At 67.4% G+C, this 16,886-nt stretch carries 17 protein-coding genes and 1 pseudogene; 12 read left to right on the forward strand and 6 right to left on the reverse strand.

Features of this window, described 5'->3' with window-relative positions:
* Nucleotides 1–5: 5 nt before the first annotated feature.
* Both FR943_RS09520 and FR943_RS09525 read right to left on the reverse strand, forming a co-directional pair.
* Nucleotides 6–540, reverse strand: a pseudogene (locus FR943_RS09520) (VIT1/CCC1 transporter family protein); the annotation flags it as partial.
* A gap of 86 nt (nt 541–626) precedes the next feature.
* Nucleotides 627–1,016, reverse strand: coding sequence for a DoxX family protein (locus FR943_RS09525; RefSeq protein WP_217156269.1), 390 nt, complete (start codon nt 1,014–1,016; stop codon nt 627–629).
* Nucleotides 1,017–1,091: 75 nt separating this feature from the next.
* Between FR943_RS09525 and FR943_RS09530 the strand changes: the two genes are divergently transcribed.
* Both FR943_RS09530 and nudC read left to right on the forward strand, forming a co-directional pair.
* Nucleotides 1,092–2,186: a potassium channel family protein gene (locus FR943_RS09530; RefSeq protein ID WP_217156271.1), complete on the forward strand. Its 1,095-nt coding sequence runs from the start codon at nt 1,092–1,094 to the stop codon at nt 2,184–2,186.
* 20 nt (nt 2,187–2,206) lie between these two features.
* Nucleotides 2,207–3,154: an NAD(+) diphosphatase gene (nudC, locus tag FR943_RS09535; RefSeq protein WP_217156273.1), complete on the forward strand. Its 948-nt coding sequence runs from the start codon at nt 2,207–2,209 to the stop codon at nt 3,152–3,154.
* A gap of 24 nt (nt 3,155–3,178) precedes the next feature.
* Here the strand turns inward: nudC and mrx1 are convergent, their stop codons facing one another.
* Nucleotides 3,179–3,424 (reverse strand): mycoredoxin, encoded by a 246-nt coding sequence (gene mrx1, locus FR943_RS09540; RefSeq protein ID WP_217156275.1) that lies wholly within the window; start codon nt 3,422–3,424, stop codon nt 3,179–3,181.
* Nucleotides 3,425–3,523: 99 nt separating this feature from the next.
* On the opposite strand from mrx1, the gene FR943_RS09545 reads away from it, so the two are divergent.
* The 9 genes from FR943_RS09545 (at nt 3,524) to FR943_RS09585 (ending at nt 11,907) form a co-directional block, all read left to right on the forward strand.
* A complete protein-coding gene (locus tag FR943_RS09545; RefSeq protein WP_217156277.1) occupies nt 3,524–4,660 on the forward strand; it encodes an acyl-CoA dehydrogenase family protein in 1,137 nt (378 codons plus the stop codon).
* A gap of 86 nt (nt 4,661–4,746) precedes the next feature.
* Nucleotides 4,747–5,769 carry an acyl-CoA dehydrogenase family protein gene (locus tag FR943_RS09550; protein WP_217156323.1) on the forward strand — a complete coding sequence of 341 codons (1,023 nt, stop codon included), beginning with the start codon at nt 4,747–4,749 and terminating at the stop codon, nt 5,767–5,769.
* An 87-nt stretch (nt 5,770–5,856) separates the two neighbouring features.
* A complete protein-coding gene (locus FR943_RS09555; RefSeq protein ID WP_217156278.1) occupies nt 5,857–6,384 on the forward strand; it encodes a helix-turn-helix domain-containing protein in 528 nt (175 codons plus the stop codon).
* A gap of 106 nt (nt 6,385–6,490) precedes the next feature.
* Nucleotides 6,491–7,276: an aldolase gene (locus FR943_RS09560; RefSeq protein ID WP_217156280.1), complete on the forward strand. Its 786-nt coding sequence runs from the start codon at nt 6,491–6,493 to the stop codon at nt 7,274–7,276.
* Between the two features lie 41 nt (nt 7,277–7,317).
* Complete coding sequence (locus FR943_RS09565; RefSeq protein ID WP_217156332.1) at nt 7,318–8,196, forward strand: dihydrodipicolinate synthase family protein; 879 nt, start codon at nt 7,318–7,320, stop codon at nt 8,194–8,196.
* Nucleotides 8,197–8,284: 88 nt separating this feature from the next.
* The gene (locus FR943_RS09570) at nt 8,285–8,995 is read left to right on the forward strand and encodes an SDR family oxidoreductase (protein WP_308170516.1); all 711 of its coding nucleotides are present in this window, start codon (nt 8,285–8,287) and stop codon (nt 8,993–8,995) included.
* Nucleotides 8,996–9,040: 45 nt separating this feature from the next.
* The gene (locus FR943_RS09575; RefSeq protein WP_218045516.1) at nt 9,041–11,161 is read left to right on the forward strand and encodes an ATP-dependent DNA helicase UvrD2; all 2,121 of its coding nucleotides are present in this window, start codon (nt 9,041–9,043) and stop codon (nt 11,159–11,161) included.
* Between the two features lie 105 nt (nt 11,162–11,266).
* On the forward strand, nt 11,267–11,440 hold the full coding sequence (locus tag FR943_RS09580) for a hypothetical protein (protein ID WP_217156290.1): 174 nt from the start codon (nt 11,267–11,269) through the stop codon (nt 11,438–11,440).
* A gap of 155 nt (nt 11,441–11,595) precedes the next feature.
* On the forward strand, nt 11,596–11,907 hold the full coding sequence (locus tag FR943_RS09585) for a WhiB family transcriptional regulator (protein WP_217156292.1): 312 nt from the start codon (nt 11,596–11,598) through the stop codon (nt 11,905–11,907).
* A 126-nt stretch (nt 11,908–12,033) separates the two neighbouring features.
* On the opposite strand, the gene FR943_RS09590 is transcribed toward FR943_RS09585, so the two are convergent.
* The 3 genes from FR943_RS09590 to FR943_RS09600 form a co-directional block, all read right to left on the reverse strand.
* Nucleotides 12,034–13,368 (reverse strand): macrolide-binding ATPase MABP-1, encoded by a 1,335-nt coding sequence (locus tag FR943_RS09590; RefSeq protein WP_217156293.1) that lies wholly within the window; start codon nt 13,366–13,368, stop codon nt 12,034–12,036.
* 42 nt (nt 13,369–13,410) lie between these two features.
* Nucleotides 13,411–14,256, reverse strand: coding sequence for a cyclodehydratase (locus tag FR943_RS09595; protein WP_217156295.1), 846 nt, complete (start codon nt 14,254–14,256; stop codon nt 13,411–13,413).
* A 62-nt stretch (nt 14,257–14,318) separates the two neighbouring features.
* Nucleotides 14,319–15,746, reverse strand: a complete 1,428-nt coding sequence (locus tag FR943_RS09600; protein WP_217156297.1) for a zinc-dependent metalloprotease — start codon at nt 15,744–15,746, stop codon at nt 14,319–14,321.
* 91 nt (nt 15,747–15,837) lie between these two features.
* On the opposite strand from FR943_RS09600, the gene FR943_RS09605 reads away from it, so the two are divergent.
* Nucleotides 15,838–16,875: a YlbL family protein gene (locus tag FR943_RS09605; RefSeq protein ID WP_217156299.1), complete on the forward strand. Its 1,038-nt coding sequence runs from the start codon at nt 15,838–15,840 to the stop codon at nt 16,873–16,875.
* The last annotated feature ends 11 nt before the right edge of the window (nt 16,876–16,886 follow it).

Raw genomic sequence — 16,886 nt, forward strand, 5'->3', positions numbered from 1 at the left:
CGGCCTCAGGTGATCGCGGTGCCCACCAGCAACCCGATCGCGTAGGTGATCGCCAACGCCAGGCTGCCTCCGATCACGTTGCGCAGCACCGCCCGACCTTGCGGTGCCCCGCCCAACCCGGCCGAGACCGCGCCGGTCAGCATCAGGGCCAACAGCACTGCCACCGCGGTCACCGGAATTCCGCCACGTCGTCGGCGGCACCAGGATCGCGGTCAACGGCAACAGCGCACCGATCGTGAACGACAGCGCCGAAGACGCGGCCGCCTGCCAGGGATTGGTCAGCTCCCTGGGATCGAGGCCCAATTCGACCTCGGCGTGGGCGGCGAAGGCGTCGTGGTCGGTCAGTTCCTCGGCCACGGTGCGCGCGGTCGTGGTCGACAACCCCTTGGCTTCGTAGAGCGCGGCCAGTTCGTCGAGTTCGGCGGCCGGGTCATCGCGCAGTTCGCGACGTTCCTCGCGCAACAGGGCGCGCTCGGTGTCGCGTTGGGTGCTCACCGAGACGTATTCGCCCAAGGCCATTGACACCGCCAGCAACGATAGCCTTGCCACACCTGACCGCCTGGGCCGAGTGCGCCGGCGGCGCAGATGAAAATCATTGTGCGGCAGGGATTCTGGGCAATCCGGGATCAGGAGTTGCGGTACACTCGCAGCGCCGCGGTGATCATCGGGATCTGCAGTGGCAGCCGGGCGATGGCCCCGATCCGCAGTGGCCACGGCTTGGACCACCAGAGCCGGACCATGTTCAGGTTGCCCGGGAACACCGCGAGGAACAACGCCACCGCGGCCAGACCGCCGAGGCGCCGGGTGCGTGGCGCCGCCAGCAGGGCGCCGGTGGCCAATTCCGCGACGCCCGAGGCATAGGTGTAGACGCGTGGGCTGCCGGGCAACTCGGCCGGGATGATGCTGTCGTAGGGCTTGGGTGCCACGAAGTGCAGCACTCCCGCGCCGAACAACAGCGCGGCAAGTCGGTGGGCGGTCGTCGTGGCGTCGATCCGCGCAGGCTGGGTTGTAGTCATGGTTACATTGTGGCGTGGGTCTGATCGGATCGACCTCGGTACCTCCCGGGGCGCTTTGCTCGATGATGAGGTCGCGTGGCTAAGGGCAGGCTGCGGCGTCGACTCGCCGCGATCGACTCGAACCTGACGTCGCGCCCGGATGCTGCGCTAGTCGACGTGTTGCGGATCCCGGAGCCATTCGTCAGCCCGGCGCGCAGGATCGTCATGCGGGTGCTGTATGCGCTCGGCGCTCTGTTCGCCGCGGTGCTCATCGTCTATGCGGATCGCTACGGTTACCGGGACAACGACAGTGTCCCGGATGCCAACAATCCGTTGTCGTTCCTGGACTGCCTGTACTACGCGACGGTGTCGCTGTCGACGACAGGCTACGGCGACATCACGCCGTACACGGATTCGGCGCGTCTGGTGAACGTCATCGTCATCACGCCGCTGCGGGTGGCCTTCCTGATCGTTCTCATCGGTACCACCGTGGAAACCTTGACCACCCAATCCCGGCAGGCGCTGAAGATTCAGCGATGGAGGAACAGAGTGCGCAACCACACCGTCGTCGTCGGATACGGCACCAAGGGGCGGACGGCGGTCGCCGCGATGGTCGGTGACGAGGTGTCTCCGGCCGACATCGTCGTTGTCGACGAAAACGCCGGCGCGCTGGAACGTGCCAAAGGCGCCGGCCTTGTCACCGTGCACGGCGACGCCACCAACTCGGCTGTCTTGCGGTTGGCCGGTGCCCAACATGCCAAGTCGATCATCGTCGCGGCCGACGACGATGCCAGCGCGGTACTGGTCACCCTGACCGCCCGTGAACTCGCGCCGAAGGCCAAGATCATCGCCGCGGTGCGGGAATCCGACAACCTGCATCTGCTCAAGCAGTCCGGTGCGGACTCCACGGTGGTGTCTTCGGAGACGGCCGGCCGGCTGCTCGGTATTGCGACGCAGACCCCCAGCGTGGTGGAGATGATGGAGGATCTGCTGACCCCCGATGCCGGCTTTGCCATCGCCGAACGTGAGGTGACCCCGAAGGAGGCGGGCGGCTCACCGCGGCACCTGCACGACATCGTGCTGGGGGTGGTGCGTGCGGGCCGGCTGGTCCGGGTCGATGCGCCGGAGGTGGATGCGCTCGAGGCCGGCGACCGGTTGCTCTACATCCGCAGCGCGGACGCCGAGCGGTGAGCTCCGGTGACCGCCCCGGTGTGACAGGCCACCGGACTTTCGGTCTGCGGCACGTTCCGCTGCTTTCGCGGGTCGGCGCGGACCGGGCCGATGCGCTGCGTACCGATATCGACGCGGCGACCGAAGGCTGGGCGGAGGCGCTGCTGCTGCGGGTCGACCGGCGCAACCAGGTGCTGATTTCGGGTGGCCGGGTGGTGCTGGGTAGGGCCTCGAGCCTGGGCACCGACAAGCCGCCCGAACATGCGGTGTTCCTGGGCCGGCTGCGCGACGGGCAGCACGTGTGGGCTGTCCGCAGCGCGCTGGAGGGCCCGGAGGATCCCGACGCCGACGCCGAGGTGCTGGACCTGCGCCGGGCCGGGGAAGTGTTCGACGACACCAGCGCGCAACTGGTGGCGACCGCGACGGCGCTGCTGAACTGGCATGACCGGGCCCGGTTCAGCGCCGTGGACGGCGCCCTGACCAGGCCGGCGAAGGGCGGTTGGTCGCGGGTGGATCCGGTCAGCGGGCACGAGGAGTTCCCGCGCATCGACCCGGCGGTGATCTGCCTGGTGCACGACGGCTACGACCGCGCGGTATTGGCGCGGCAGACGGCCTGGCCGCAGCGGCTGTTCTCGATCCTGGCCGGCTTCGTCGAGGCCGGTGAATCGTTCGAGTCCTGCGTGGTGCGCGAGATCTCCGAGGAGATCGGGCTGACCGTCAGCGACGTGCAGTATCTGGGCAGCCAACCGTGGCCGTTCCCACGGTCGCTGATGGTCGGGTTCCATGCCATCGGTGATCCGGAGCAGCCGTTCGTGTTCAGCGATGGCGAGATCGCCGAGGCCGACTGGTTCACCCGGGCCGAGATCCGCGCGGCCCTGGATCAGGGCGATTGGAGCGCGGCCGACCGCGACTCGTCGTCACGGCTGCTGCTGCCCGGGTCGATCTCCATCGCCCGTGAAATCATCGAATCCTGGGCAGCCCTGGACTGATCGGGAACGACGACAGCGGGACCGTCAGCCGAGTTTGGCCTTGACCTGCTTGATGGTCGGGTTGGTCAGCGTCGAGCCATCGGGGAACTTCACCGTCGGCACCACGTGGTTGCCGCCGTTGACCGAGCCGACGAATTCGGCGGCGGCCGGATCCTGCTCGATGTCGACCTCGGTCCAGGCGATGCCCTCGGCCTTGAGCGCGGTCTTGAGCCGCGAGCAGTAGCCGCACCAGGTCGTGGTGTACATGGTCACAGTCGGGGTAGCAGTCATAGTGCACATAACGTAGCCGAACCGGCGGCGATACCCGCGGTGACGCAGGTCTCGGGCGCATCGCGGTAAGTTGCTGATCCGTAGTGGACGGAGCAGAACATGACCAGCTTGGTGCCACCGGTGACCGGTGATCCGCATGGCCTCGACGAGTTGCGCCTGCAGGTGCGCCGATTCATCGCCGAGCAGCAGCAGGCCGGCCGGATCGGCCGGTACGCCGACTGTTGGCTGACCGGGTGGGACCAGGACTTCAGCCGCGAGCTGGCCGCCCGCGGGTGGCTGGGGATGACGGTGCCGGTGGCCTACGGCGGCCATGGGCGCAGCCACCAGGAACGGTTCGTGGTCACCGAGGAGCTGCTGGCGGCCGGGGCGCCGGTGGGCGCGCACTGGATCGCCGACCGTCAGATCGTCCCGTCGTTACTGAAGTACGGCACCGAGGAACAGCGGCGAAAGTTCTTGCCCGCCATAGCCAAAGGCGAGTGCTATTTCGGAATCGGGATGAGCGAGCCGGATTCGGGCTCGGACCTGGCCAGCGTGCGCACCAAGGCCGTACCGGTCGACGGCGGGTGGGCGATCAGCGGGACCAAGGTGTGGACCTCGGGGGCGCACCTCGCCCACGCCTTCATCTGCCTGGCCCGCACCGCACCGGTCGATCCTGCGCACCGTCACGACGGACTCAGCCAGTTCATCGTCGACCTGCACGCGTCGGGCGTCGACATCCGCCCCATCATCTCGATGAACGGCAAACACCACTTCAACGAGGTGATCCTCGACGAGGTGTTCGTGCCCGAGGCCATGGTGTTCGGCACTATCGGCAACGGCTGGCAGCAGGTGACCTCGGAGCTCAGTTTCGAACGCAGTGGGCCTGAGCGTTTCCTGTCGACGTTTCCGCTGCTGGCCGACATGGCGTCGCACATGCGTGACGGGTCCTTGCCGCGCCATACCGATCTGGGCCGGCACTTGGCCCGCATCACCGGGTTGCACCAGATGTCGATGGCGGTCGCCGGGGCGTTGGAGCGGCACGAGCCGGCCGACACCGCAGCGGCTGTGGTCAAGGTGCTGGGAACCTCGACCGAGGGTGACATCGCCGATTTCGCCGACGTTCTCGGCGACGCCGAGGACGAGGGGTATCGGGCCATGGTGGCCGACGCGGTGGTCCAACGCCCCGGCTTCACGCTGCGCGGAGGGACGAATGAGGTGTTGCGGGGGGTTGTTGCGAGGGGACTGGGGTTGCGCTGATGAGCGCTTGCGCGAAGAAGAGATGGTACTGATGAGCGCTTGCGCGAAGAAGAGAGGGCACTGATGAGCGCTTGCGCGAAGAAGAGATGGTACTGATGAGCGCTGTTGACACCGAATTGGTCGAGATGATGTCGGCGGTCTTTGCCGCGCATCGGGAACAGCATCCGCCGGGTGCGGCAATCGACGAGTTGTGGGGCCGGCTGGACGAACTCGGGCTGGTCCGGCTGACCGGTCCGGAAGAGTCCGGCGGCAGCGGCGCCGGCTGGCCCGAGGCGGTCGAGTTGTTGCGGGCGGCCGTCTGGCACGGCGTGAGAATCCCACTGGCCGAACATGATCTGCTGGCCTGCTGGCTGTTGGAGGCGGCCGGGTTGGCGGTCGACGGTGCCCGGCGCACGGCCTGCGTGCTCGACGGTGCCGGCACGGCGCGCGCGGTGCCGTGGGTCACCGGCGCCGAGCGGGTTGTGCTGCTCTGGTCCGGTGACAGCGGATATCAGGTGGCCGATGTGCCCACCGCCTGGCTGTCGGTCAGCGCGGGTCACAACAGTGCGGGTGAGCCTCGCGACGAGATCAGGGTGGATCTGTCGGGTGTGACCGGAACCTCGGTGCCCGACAGTGTGTTTGACCAGTTCTTGCACCGGGCGGCGGTGGTGCGTGCCGTTCAGGTGTGTGCTGCCTTGGATCGGATCGTGGCGCTGTCGGTGGTGCATGTGGGTGAACGTATCCAGTTCGGCCGTCCGTTGGCGAAGTTTCAGGCGGTGCAGCATCTGGTTGCCGACATCGCCGCCGAGGCGGCGTTGGCCAGAGCGGCCACCGATGGTGCGCTGGCGGAGGCATTGCGCTCGGACTGGTCCTCGTCGCATCTGGATTTTCTTGTGGCAGTGTCCCGTTCGTGTGTCGGCCATGCTGCTTCGGTGGTGGTGCGCAATGCCCATCAGGTGCACGGCGCGATCGGCACCACGCGCGAGCACCGCCTGCACGAGTTCACCATGCCCGCACTGGCGTGGCGTTCGGAGTACGGGTCGGTGGGGCACTGGGATCAGGTGCTCACCGATTACGCCACCACTGCCGGTGCGGACGGCCTGTGGGCCCTGGTCACCGCGACGGATTGAGCGAACGGACGGAATGTCGCCCATAGGACACCGCGTATCCTGTGGGACCATTGGAGCAGACGTGGTCGTCGATCGGACGGATGTGAGATGAGCGCTCTGTTACGCGCTGTGCGCCAACAGCGGGGGATGACGCTCGAGGAGCTCGCCGGGGCGACGGGTTTGACGAAGAGCTACCTGTCCAAGGTGGAGCGGCAGCGCTCCACCCCCTCGATCGCGGTCGCCATGAAGTTGGCCCGCGCGCTCGAGGTGGATGTCGCACAGTTGTTCTCTGAGGATCCGGCGGTCACGACGTTGGCTGTCGACCGTGCCGGGGAGCGGGGCGGCAACCGCTATCAGGCTGTGGCCGCCGGCATGCTCGGAAAGTCGATGTCGCCGTTCATCGTGCGACCGACGCTCAAGTTCGCCGAGCACCCCCATCCCGAACATGCTGGCCAGGAACTGGTTTTCGTTCACGCCGGGGCCGTGGAGCTGCGTTATCAGGATGAGTTGATCGCTTTGGAGCCCGGTGATTGCGCGTATTTCGACGCCTCGCTGCCGCACCAGTTGCGGCAGCGGGGAAGCGCGCCCAGCGAGGTGCTGGTGATCACCCATACCGAGTACAGCCGCGGCCGCTGACCAACCTGCGGCGGATGCGTCGCACTGAAAATGGTTGACTGTATGACACACAGTGTCCTACAGTCGTGACTGTTCGGCGGATCCTCCACGCAGAAAGGATGCCGAGATGGCGAACACGCTTGGTGATTCGAAGCAAGTCCTGATGCAGCGGGCCCTCGACGGGTTGTCCACCCATGTCAAGGAGTCCGCACTGACGACGCGGCAGAAACTGGCCCTGACGTGTCGGGCATTGTTCGACGCGGGCCACGACTCGGGCCTGGCGGGCCAGATCACCGCCCGGGCCGAAAAGCCGGGAACGTACTACACCCAACAGCTCGGGCTGGGCTTCGACGAGATCACCGAAGCCAATCTGCTGCTGGTCGACGAGGATCTCAATGTGCTCGAAGGTGGCGGAATGGCGAACCCCGCCAATCGATTCCACAGCTGGATCTACCGCGCCCGTCCCGATGTGCAGTGCATCGTGCACACCCACCCGTTCCATGTCGCCGCGCTGTCGATGCTGGAAGTCCCGCTGCACGTGTCCCAGATGGACATCGCGCCGCTCTACGACGACTGCGCCTTTCTGGCCGACTGGCCCGGGGTCCCGGTCGGCAACGAAGAGGGCGAGATCATCAGTGCCGCACTGGGGGACAAGAAGGCCATCCTGTTGGCACACCACGGTCAGGTGATCGCCGGGGCCAGTGTCGAGGAGGCGTGCTCGCTGTCGATGCTGATCGAGCGCGGCGCCAAACTGCAACTGGCTGCGATGGCAGCGGGGACGATCGCCGACCTGCCGCCGCGACTGGCCCGCGAGGCCCACGACTGGACATTGCGGCCCAAGCGCAGCCAGGCCAACTTCGCCTACTACGCGCGGCGTGCGTTGCGCAACCATCCCGATGCATTGACCAGTTGACCGACCACACCAGCCTGCGCCCCACCGAAGAAGGACACGCCATGCCCGCCAGCCCGGAAATCCACGGAATTCTCGCCTATCCGGTGACACCCTTCACCGACGACGACCGCGTCGACACCGACAAGCTCGCCGCGCTCACCGACCGGTTGGTCACCGACGGGGCACACGGCATCGTCCCGCTCGGCAGCACCGGGGAGTCGGCGTATCTCACCGAGGCCGAGTTCGATGCCGTCGTCGACACCACGATCGCGGTGGTCGACCGGCGGGTACCGGTGATCGTCGGTGCCTCGGATCTGACCACTGCCAACACCATTCGCCGTGCCCGTTTTGCCGAGCGGGCGGGCGCCGATGCGGTGATGGTGCTGCCGATCTCGTACTGGAAGCTGTCCGAACGCGAGATCGCCCAGCACTATGCCACGGTCGGCGCGGCGATCGGCATTCCGATCATGGTGTACAACAACCCGGCGACCAGCGGCATCGACATGCAGCCGGAGCTGTTGGTGCAGATGTTCAACGACATCGACAACGTCACCATGGTCAAGGAATCCACCGGCGATCTGACGCGGATGCTTCGCATCGCCGAGCTCAGCGACGGGCGGCTGCCCTTCTACAACGGCAATAACCCGTTGGTACTCAAGGCTTTCAATGCCGGGGCGAAGGGATGGTGCACGGCCGCTCCGAACCTGCGTCCGCAGCCGTGCCTGGACCTCTACGAGGCGATCCGTGCCGGGGACGCGGCTCGCGCCGAGAAGGTATACGAGCAGATGCGTCCCCTGCTGGAGTTCATCGTGGCCGGCGGCCTGCCCACCACGATCAAGGCCGGGCTGGACCTGTTGGGCCGGGGCGTCGGCGTGCCGCGGCTGCCGTTGCTTCCGCTCGATGACGATGGTCGGGAGAAGTTGCGGGCCTTGCTCGGATAGCTCATATAGTTCGAGACGGACTATTCGGCCGGGACGGGAGACACCATGCGGATCGCAGTGGCCGGGGCCACCGGAAACATCGGTGCGCGTGGTCGCTGCCCTCCGCGGCGCCGGGCATGAGGTGGTCTCGATCAGCCGGGCGCACGGGGTGGACCTGGCGACCGGCCACGGTCTCGACGCGGCACTGGCCGGAGTGCAGGCCGTCGTCGATGTCACCAACGCCCCGCCCGGTGACCGCGACGGCACGGTGGCCTATCTGGGCACCGCGACCGCGAATCTGCTGGCCGCCGAGCAGCGTGCCGGGGTCGCCCATCACGTGTTGCTCTCGATCGTGGGGATCCAGCACATCGAAGGCAATGCCCATTACGCCGGAAAACGTGCGCAGGAGAGCCTGATCGAAGCGGGGCCGGTGCCGTGGACGATCGTTCCGGCCACGCAGTTCCACGACTTCGCCGAGATGGTGGTGGGGTGGACCGAGCAGGACGGGCCCGACGGTGTGACGGCTGAGATCGCACCACTGCTGGTGCAGCCGATCGATCCCGGCGATGTGGCCGCGGTGCTGGCCGAGATCGCCGTGGGTGATCCGCAGGGCCGATACGTCGATGTGGCCGGTCCGCAGACGCAGGATCTGGTGGACATGGCTCGGCGGACCCTGGCGGTGCGCGGGCATGCGGTCAGATTGATACCGACGTGGTCGTCGGTGTTCGGTCTGACGATGGCCGGCAACGCGCTGTTACCCGGTGAGCCTGCGCGCATCGCGCCCACCACGTTCGAGCAGTGGCTGGACCGGCAGCGATAGGTCCGGCCCACGCCGGGCCCAGACGTGTCAGCGGTTCCTGACATCATGGACCGCATGCCGTTGGAGGCTCCCTCGCCCGCTCTGGGCGATCTGGACGATGAGCAGCGGGAGGCAGTGCTGGCCGCCCGCGGCCCGGTGTGCGTGCTGGCCGGTGCCGGCACCGGCAAGACCCGCACCATCACCCGTCGCATCGCGCATCTGGTGGCGGCCGGCCACGTCGCGCCCAGCCAGGTGCTCGCGGTGACGTTCACCGCGCGGGCCGCCGGCGAGATGCGGGCCCGGCTGCGGGTGCTGGGGCAGGAGTCGGGGGTGAACACCGCCGCGGTGCAGGCCGTGACGTTTCACGCCGCCGCGCGCCGGCAGCTGCAGTATTTCTGGCCGCGCCTGGTCGGCGACACCGGGTGGGAGCTGCTCGACAGCAAATTCGCGGTCGTCGCCCAGGCTGCCAACCGGGCCCGGATGTCTACCAGCACCGACGACGTCCGCGATCTGGCCGGCGAAATCGAATGGGCCAAGGCATCTTTGATCACCCCGGAGGCCTACGGTGCCGCGGTGGCCAAGGCCGGGCGGGACATCCCGTTCGATGCGGACAAGGTGGCGGCAGTCTACGCGGGTTATGAGGCGCTCAAGGCCCGGCGGGACGGTTCGACGCTGCTGGACTTTGACGACCTGCTGTTGCACACCGCTGCGGCCATCGAGAACGACGCCGCGGTGGCCCAGGAATTCCGCGATCGTTACCGCTGCTTCGTCGTCGACGAGTATCAGGACGTCACACCGCTGCAGCAGCGGGTGCTCGATGCCTGGCTGGGGGAGCGTGACGATCTCACCGTGGTCGGCGATGCCAACCAGACCATCTACTCGTTCACCGGGGCCACCCCGCGTTTCCTGCTGGACTTCTCGCGGCGCTTTCCCGATGCCGCGGTGGTGCGGCTGGAACGTGACTACCGCTCGACGCCGCAGGTGGTGTCGTTGGCCAACCGGGTGATCGCCGCCGCCCGCGGCCGGATGGCCGGCAGCAAGCTGCATCTGGTGGGCCAGCGCGATCCCGGGCCGGAGCCGACGTTTTCGGAGTATCCCGACGAGGTGGCCGAGGCCAACGCCGCCGCCCGGTCGATCAAGAAACTGATCGACAACGGGACCGAGCCGGCCGAAATCGCGGTGCTGTACCGGATCAATGCGCAGTCCGAGGTGTACGAGGAGGCGCTCACCGAGGCCGGGATCGCCTTCCAGGTGCGTGGCGGCGAGGGCTTTTTCAGCCGTCAGGAGATCCGTCAGGCGTTGGTGGCATTGCAGCGCAACGCCGAACGCGACGTGACGGGCGCGGATGTGGCTGTCCTGGTCCGTGAGCTGCTGGAGCCGTTGGGGTTGACGGCCGAGCCCCCCGCCGGTACCCGCGCACGCGATCGCTGGGAGGCGTTGACGGCGCTGGCCGAGTTGGTCGACGAGGAGGTGGCGGTGCGTCCGGAGCTGGACCTGCGGGCACTGGTCGCCGAATTGCGGCAGCGGGCCGACGCGCGGCACCCGCCGGTGGTGCAGGGTGTGACGCTGGCCTCCCTGCACGCCGCCAAGGGGCTGGAGTGGGATGCGGTGTTCCTGGTCGGCCTGGCCGATGGCACGCTGCCGATCTCGCACGCGCTGTCCCACGGGGCCGACAGCGAGCCGGTGGAAGAGGAACGCCGCCTGCTGTATGTCGGGGTCACCCGGGCCCGGGTACATCTGGGGCTGAGCTGGGCATTGGCCCGCACTCCCGGTGGGCGCCAGGGCCGACGGCCGTCGCGGTTCCTCAACGGCATCGCGCCGCAGCTGCAGCAGGGCGGTGCCGCGCCGGACCGGCCCCGCCGTCAGCGTGGGCCGGCGCCGCGGTGCCGGGTGTGTAATGCCGCCTTGTCGACGCCGTCGGCAATCATGTTGCGGCGCTGTGAAACCTGCCCGTCGAACCTGGACGAGGAGCTGCTCGCCGAGCTCAAGGACTGGCGGCTGCGCGTCTCCAAGGAGATGAAAGTACCGGCGTATGTGGTGTTCACCGACAACACCCTGATCGCGATCGCCGAGTCGCTGCCCGCCGACGAGGCAGCCCTGGTGGCCATCCCCGGCATCGGCGCGCGCAAGCTCGAACAATACGGTCCCGATGTACTCGAGCTGGTCCGTAGCCGCCAGAATTCGTAAAGATCATGCCAAAACCGCAGGTAGAAAATAGGTTGTGCGATTTGGCTGTTAGGCTTTAGCCTCGTAACACAGCTCTGGTGACGAGACGGAAGGAGGGTGCCCGCAATGGATAACAACATCGAATTCAGCGGTGTAGCGGTTGTCGGCATGCCGTCGTCCGTACTCTCCGCCGCCCCCGCCGCCGCGTGGCCGGCCGCTGCCGCTGCCGCTGCTGCACCGCAGCACAAGCGCCGTCACGCCGCCGCTGCCGGCACGTCCGTGGAACGGAGCCTCGTTTAGACAGAGCTCCCTCACCAGCCAAATGGCCACGGACCGCAGCCAACCGGATCCGTGGCCAATTTTTTTGGGAGTTGTTCCGACACCCGCCTGGTCACAGATCCCTCGAAGAGACAGATCGCAGACAAACTACGACCAGGAAGCAGGGGGACAAGCACATGTCCATTGCGATGACCGCTCCAGAGATGAGCGTCGCGCCGGTGACATGCGAACAGCGGCTACCGGCGGTGCCATGCCACATCGGGAATCCCGATCTGTGGTTCGCCGAGAGCCCAGTCGATCTGGAGCAGGCCAAGGCCCTGTGTGCGGAATGCCCGATCCGCAACGAGTGCCTGGCCGCGGCCCTGGAACGGCAAGAGCCGTGGGGTGTTTGGGGCGGGGAGATCCTCGATCGCGGCAGCATCGTGGCGCGCAAGCGGCCACGCGGGCGTCCGCGTAAGAACGTCGCGGGCACGACCGCCGCGGCGTGACCTTGTCCGCCCCCAATTGTCACGCTGGAGTGGCGCTCGAACCCGGGTGCCACTCCAGCGTGACGCTCGGGCGGAAACCCGGCGGACAGCCGGAGCCGAAGCCTGAGCCCAGGCCCAGGCCCGGGCTCAGGCAGCTTCTTCGGAGAACCCTGGAACCAGTTGTGTGGCAATCGCTTTCACTGGCACATGGGCATCCAGCTGGCAGCAGATGGCGATGGTCGAGGCGATCACCCGCAGCGGAATGGCCAGATTGGCGGGTAGATCGAGTTGGCGGGCCATTTTGATCTGGGCCACCGAGTTGTCCATCTGCCCGGCGGCCATCCGCCGCAGCCAGCGACGGTTGTAGTGGAAGACGTCGACCTCGATGGGTTCGACGTACTGGCGCAACATGTCGTCGACTTCCTCGACCGAAACCTGTTCGCCCTTCTGGATGAAACCGGCTTCCTCCATGGTGGGCAGCAGCTCGTCGTAGTTGTTGTCGCGGGCCAGCCGGATGCACTCGCCCAGCGAGCGTGGGAACCCGCCCGGTAGCGGGGCCACCGCACCGAAGTCGATGACGCCCATCCGGCCGTCGGGTAGCAGCATGAAGTTTCCCGGATGCGCGTCGCCGTGCATCATCTCCAGCCGCACCGGCGCCCCGAAGGTCAGCTCGGTCAGCCGGGTGCCCATCAGGTCTCGTTGTTCGGTCGTGCCTTCCCGGATGATCACCGACATCGGGATGCCGTCCATCCATTCGGCGATGACGACCTTCGGTGCGCTGGCGATCACGGCGGGCACGCAGAAGTGCGGATCGTCGCGGTAGGCCTTGGCGAACGCGCGCTGGTTGTCGGCCTCCAGGCGATAGTCCAGCTCCATCTCGGTGCGTTCGATGAGTTCGTCGACGACACCTTGGATGTCGGCGCCGGGGGCCAGCTGCTTGAACACCCCGACCAGACGTTGGATCGTCTTCAGGTCGGCGCGCAGGGCCTCGTCGGCTCCGGGGTACTGGATCTTGACGGCCACCTCGCGGCCGTCCGACCACACCGCCTTGTGCACCTGGCCGATGCTGGCCGAGGCGATGGGGGTGTCGTCGAACGAACTGAACCTTTCGCGCCACTTGGTGCCCAACTGCGCATCGAGCACGCGGTGCACCTTGGCCGCCGGCAGCGGCGGGGCGTCCTTCTGCAGTTTGGTCAGCGCCTCGCGGTAGGGCTTGCCGTACTGCTCGGGGATGGCCGCCTCCATCACCGACAGGGCCTGGCCCACCTTCATGGCCCCGCCCTTGAGCTCGCCCAACACGGTGAACAATTGCTGGGCGGCCTTGTCCATCAATTCGGCCGTGACTTCGTCCTTGGACTTGCCGGTCAGGCGCTTGCCGAAGCCCAACGCGGCCCTGCCCGCCATGCCGCCGGCCAGGCCGGCCAGCTTTGCATTCCGGGCGACGCTTCCCCGTTTGATGTCAGACACCAGACCATCATCCATGACTTGGCTGAACTGCCTACAACCAGTTGGCAACATTCGTTTTCAACATGGGCAGTCGGGGTGACGTGACCACCGTCGGGCGACGATCGAGTAGCCGTCGGCGTCGAGTTCCAGGGTGGTGTTCAGCGTCGCCGGCGCCTCGGGTGTCGGCTGCGGGCCGTCGGCCTGCCGGACGGCCCGGATCACCAGATCGACCTGCTGCATCGCCAAGGCCGCGGTGGCCAGGATCGTGGCGCGGGTGGCGCTGCCGACAGCACCCCGAAGTTGGGTGGCCACCGCGGGCCACGCTGCGTCGCGGTCGGTGCGATGGAGATCATGACAGTGCAAACAGCTGGTCACGCCCGGAATCACGAGCGGCCCCACCAACCCGGCGCCGTCCCGCACACGCACCGACAGGTGGGCGATGCCGCGGTGATGCAGATCCTGGACCAGCTGCGGGTCGGTTATCTGATAGTCGGCCAGTACCACCAGGTCGGTGGGTGCCGCCATGGTCCGGACGCGGGGATGCGTGGTGTTGCGCACCTTGGCGCCTGAGCAGCGCAGCCCGCTGGTGAGCAGCTCCGACAATGGTCCGCGGCCATGGACGCGGATGGATGCGACCCGAGCCGGCCGTGGCGGATCGGTGCTCAACACCCCGGCGTCGGTCAGCGCGCCGATCAGCTGATCGACAGCTGAGGTCGCGAGACCGGTCAACGGTGCTGTGGCCGTGACCAATTCATCCCGGGTGGCGCCGAGTTGCAGCGCCCGCAGCAACTCGACCAGGTGGGTCTGGGACATGCCGGCCGGGGGACGGATCAACACTGCGCGGCGCGGATCCCAGCCCAATTGCACCGCATCGTCGGGCCGCCGCAGGATCGGCCGGCCCGCGGCGAGCACATAGCGCGTCATGGAATGACTCTGCCACGCCGACGGTCGACGCCGTTTCAGTTATCCACAGGCCGTGCGGGCGGTCAGGATTCGCCGGTCTCGCCGCTCTGGTCCGGACCGTCGTCCGGTTTCTTGCCCAGATCGGTTTCCTTCTCCAGATCGGCGAACGCCTGCTCGAAGGCGCTGTCGAGGCCGCTCGTGTCGCCGCCGATCATCCGGTCGATGAAGCCGGCCGGCTCATCGAGGTCGGCCGCGCTGGGCAGCAGGTCGGGGTGTTGCCACACGCTGTCGCGGACATCGGTGCCGACCGCCTCGGTCAGCCGCTCCCACAGGGTCGCCGCTTCCCGCATCTTGCGGGGCCGCAGCTCAAGGCCGACGAGGGTGGCGAACGTCTGCTCGGCGGGCCCGCCGGTGGCGCGGCGCCGACGCAGCATCTCGGCCAGGGCCGAGGTGCCGGGGATGCGGTCGCCCAGCGCCGCGCTGACCACGGTCTGCACCCAGCCTTCGATGAGCGCCAGCAGTGTTTCCAGCCGCTCCAGGGCGGCTTCCTGTTCGGGGGTGGCCTTCGGTTCGAAGATGCCCTGGTTGAGCAGTTGTTCCATCTCCGAGGGGTCGCCGAGGGAGGTCGGGTTGAATCCTCGGGCGAAGTCTTCGATGCCCGACATGTCGACCTTCATCCCCTTGGCGAAGGCCTCGACCGCGCCGAGCAGCTGGCTGGACAGCCACGGTACGTGGCTGAACAGCCGGTGATGGGCGGCCTCACGGGCGGCCAGGAAGGTCAGGATCTCGCTGCGTGGCCGTTCCAGGCCTTCGGCCGCGGCTTCGATGGCTTCGGGCATGAGGGCTGCCACACCCTTGGGACCCAGTGGCAGACCGACATCGGTGGAGGTCAGCACCTCGCGGGACAGCTTACCCAGCGCCTGACCGAGCTGGGAGCCGAAGGCCATGCCACCCATCTGCGACATCATCGCCAACAGCGGACCGGCCATGCTCTGCGCCTCTTCGGGCAGCGCTGACGCCCACACCGAGGAGATCTGTTCGGCCACCGGATCGCACAGCCGTTTCCAGGTGTCCAGGGTGTTGTCCAGCCAGTCACTGGGCGTCCACGCGACGGATTTGGTGGTGCCCGCGGGCAGCGGGGTGACGCCGTCGAGCCAGGTCTCGGCCAACCGGACCGCGTCGACCACCGCGCCGGTGGTCTTCTCGGGTACCGGCGCGACGAACCCGATCGAGTTCGACGCCAGTTGCCGGGCCAGGTCGTAGTTCACCGGGCCGGTTTGCTTGCCACCGCCCATCACGTTGCCCGCGCCGCTGAACATCTCGCCGAGCTTGGTGAAGATCTGCCCGAGGTCGCCCATGTCGAAGTTTCCCCCGCCCATGCCGAAACCGAACGGGTCTGAACCCGGACCCGGCCCGGGATTGCCGGGGCCGGACCCCGAATCGGGGTCCTTCTTGTCTTTGTCTCGGTCGGGATCGTTCCCGGCGGAGAAGCCGAAAGGCAGGTCAGCCATACCCACAACGGTACTCATCGGGGTGTGCCCGGGTGCGGCTGTGGGTCACGCTGTGGGTGAACACGAAGGAGCAGCCTCTACTGTGGGCGGCGTGAACAGGCGGATTTTGACGCTGCTGGTGGCGTTGGTGCCGATCGTGGCCTTCGGCGTGCTGCTCTCGGTGGTCACGGTGCCCTTCGTCTCGCTGGGTCCGGGTCCGACGTTCAACACCCTCGGTGAGGTCGACGGCAAACAGGTCGTCGACATCAAGACCGCGGGCGGGGCCGGCGACCCGGTCCATCCCACCTCGGGTCACCTCAACATGACCACGGTGTCCCAGCGTGACGGTCTCACGCTGGGACAGGCGCTGGCGTTGTGGATGTCGGGCCGTGAGCAGCTGGTTCCGCGCGATCTGGTGTATCCGCCGGACAAGTCCCGCGACGAGATCGACAAGGCGAACAACACCGACTTCAAGAAGTCCGAGGACAGCGCCGAGTACGCGGCACTGTCGTTCCTGAAGTACCCGATGGCGGTGACGGTGCAGAGCGTGACCGATCCGGGCCCTTCGGCGGGCAAGCTGCGTGAGGGCGACGCGATCGACGGGGTGAACGGCACACCGGTGGCCAACCTCGACGAGTTCCAGGCGCTGCTGAAGAACACCAAGGCCGGCGACGAACTCGTGATCGACTTTCGCCGCAAGAACGCCCCGCCGGGGGTGGCCAGGATCACGCTCGGCGACAATCCGGATCGGGAGTACGGCTTCCTGGGCATCGGGGTGCTCGACGCCCCATGGGCACCGTTCGACATCGACTTTCACCTGGCCAATATCGGCGGCCCGTCGGCCGGGCTGATGTTCAGCCTCGCCGTCGTCGACAAACTCACCACCGGCGACCTCAACGACGGCAAGTTCGTGGCCGGCACCGGAACCATCACCGGCGAGGGCAAGGTCGGGTCCATCGGCGGTATCACGCACAAGATGCTCGCCGCCCAGGATGCCGGGGCCACGGTGTTCCTGGTGCCGGCCGACAACTGCACCGAGGCGCGCTCTGCCGGCCCGGACGGGATGGAGCTGGTGAAGGTGGAGACGCTGACCCAGGCGGTCGAGGCGTTGCACACCATTTCTGCCGGTGGCGAACCTCCTCGCTGCTGAGCCGCGCATGG

Source organism: [Mycobacterium] fortunisiensis, assembly GCF_019050325.1.
In the GTDB taxonomy this organism is placed as follows: domain Bacteria; phylum Actinomycetota; class Actinomycetes; order Mycobacteriales; family Mycobacteriaceae; genus Mycobacterium; species Mycobacterium fortunisiensis.

What these genes read in the sequence shown, in the direction of transcription:
- FR943_RS09560 (WP_217156280.1), top strand. Translation starts at nt 6,491, where the DNA reads ATGGCGAACACGCTTGGTGATTCGAAGCAAGTCCTGATGCAGCGGGCC.
- FR943_RS09525 (WP_217156269.1), bottom strand. Translation starts at nt 1,016, where the DNA reads ATGACTACAACCCAGCCTGCGCGGATCGACGCCACGACGACCGCCCAC.
- FR943_RS09565 (WP_217156332.1), top strand. Translation starts at nt 7,318, where the DNA reads ATGCCCGCCAGCCCGGAAATCCACGGAATTCTCGCCTATCCGGTGACA.
- FR943_RS09545 (WP_217156277.1), top strand. Translation starts at nt 3,524, where the DNA reads ATGACCAGCTTGGTGCCACCGGTGACCGGTGATCCGCATGGCCTCGAC.
- FR943_RS09555 (WP_217156278.1), top strand. Translation starts at nt 5,857, where the DNA reads ATGAGCGCTCTGTTACGCGCTGTGCGCCAACAGCGGGGGATGACGCTC.
- FR943_RS09595 (WP_217156295.1), bottom strand. Translation starts at nt 14,256, where the DNA reads ATGACGCGCTATGTGCTCGCCGCGGGCCGGCCGATCCTGCGGCGGCCC.
- FR943_RS09580 (WP_217156290.1), top strand. Translation starts at nt 11,267, where the DNA reads ATGGATAACAACATCGAATTCAGCGGTGTAGCGGTTGTCGGCATGCCG.
- FR943_RS09550 (WP_217156323.1), top strand. Translation starts at nt 4,747, where the DNA reads ATGGTACTGATGAGCGCTGTTGACACCGAATTGGTCGAGATGATGTCG.
- FR943_RS09600 (WP_217156297.1), bottom strand. Translation starts at nt 15,746, where the DNA reads ATGGCTGACCTGCCTTTCGGCTTCTCCGCCGGGAACGATCCCGACCGA.
- FR943_RS09585 (WP_217156292.1), top strand. Translation starts at nt 11,596, where the DNA reads ATGTCCATTGCGATGACCGCTCCAGAGATGAGCGTCGCGCCGGTGACA.
- FR943_RS09590 (WP_217156293.1), bottom strand. Translation starts at nt 13,368, where the DNA reads ATGGATGATGGTCTGGTGTCTGACATCAAACGGGGAAGCGTCGCCCGG.
- FR943_RS09575 (WP_218045516.1), top strand. Translation starts at nt 9,041, where the DNA reads ATGGACCGCATGCCGTTGGAGGCTCCCTCGCCCGCTCTGGGCGATCTG.
- mrx1 (WP_217156275.1), bottom strand. Translation starts at nt 3,424, where the DNA reads ATGACTGCTACCCCGACTGTGACCATGTACACCACGACCTGGTGCGGC.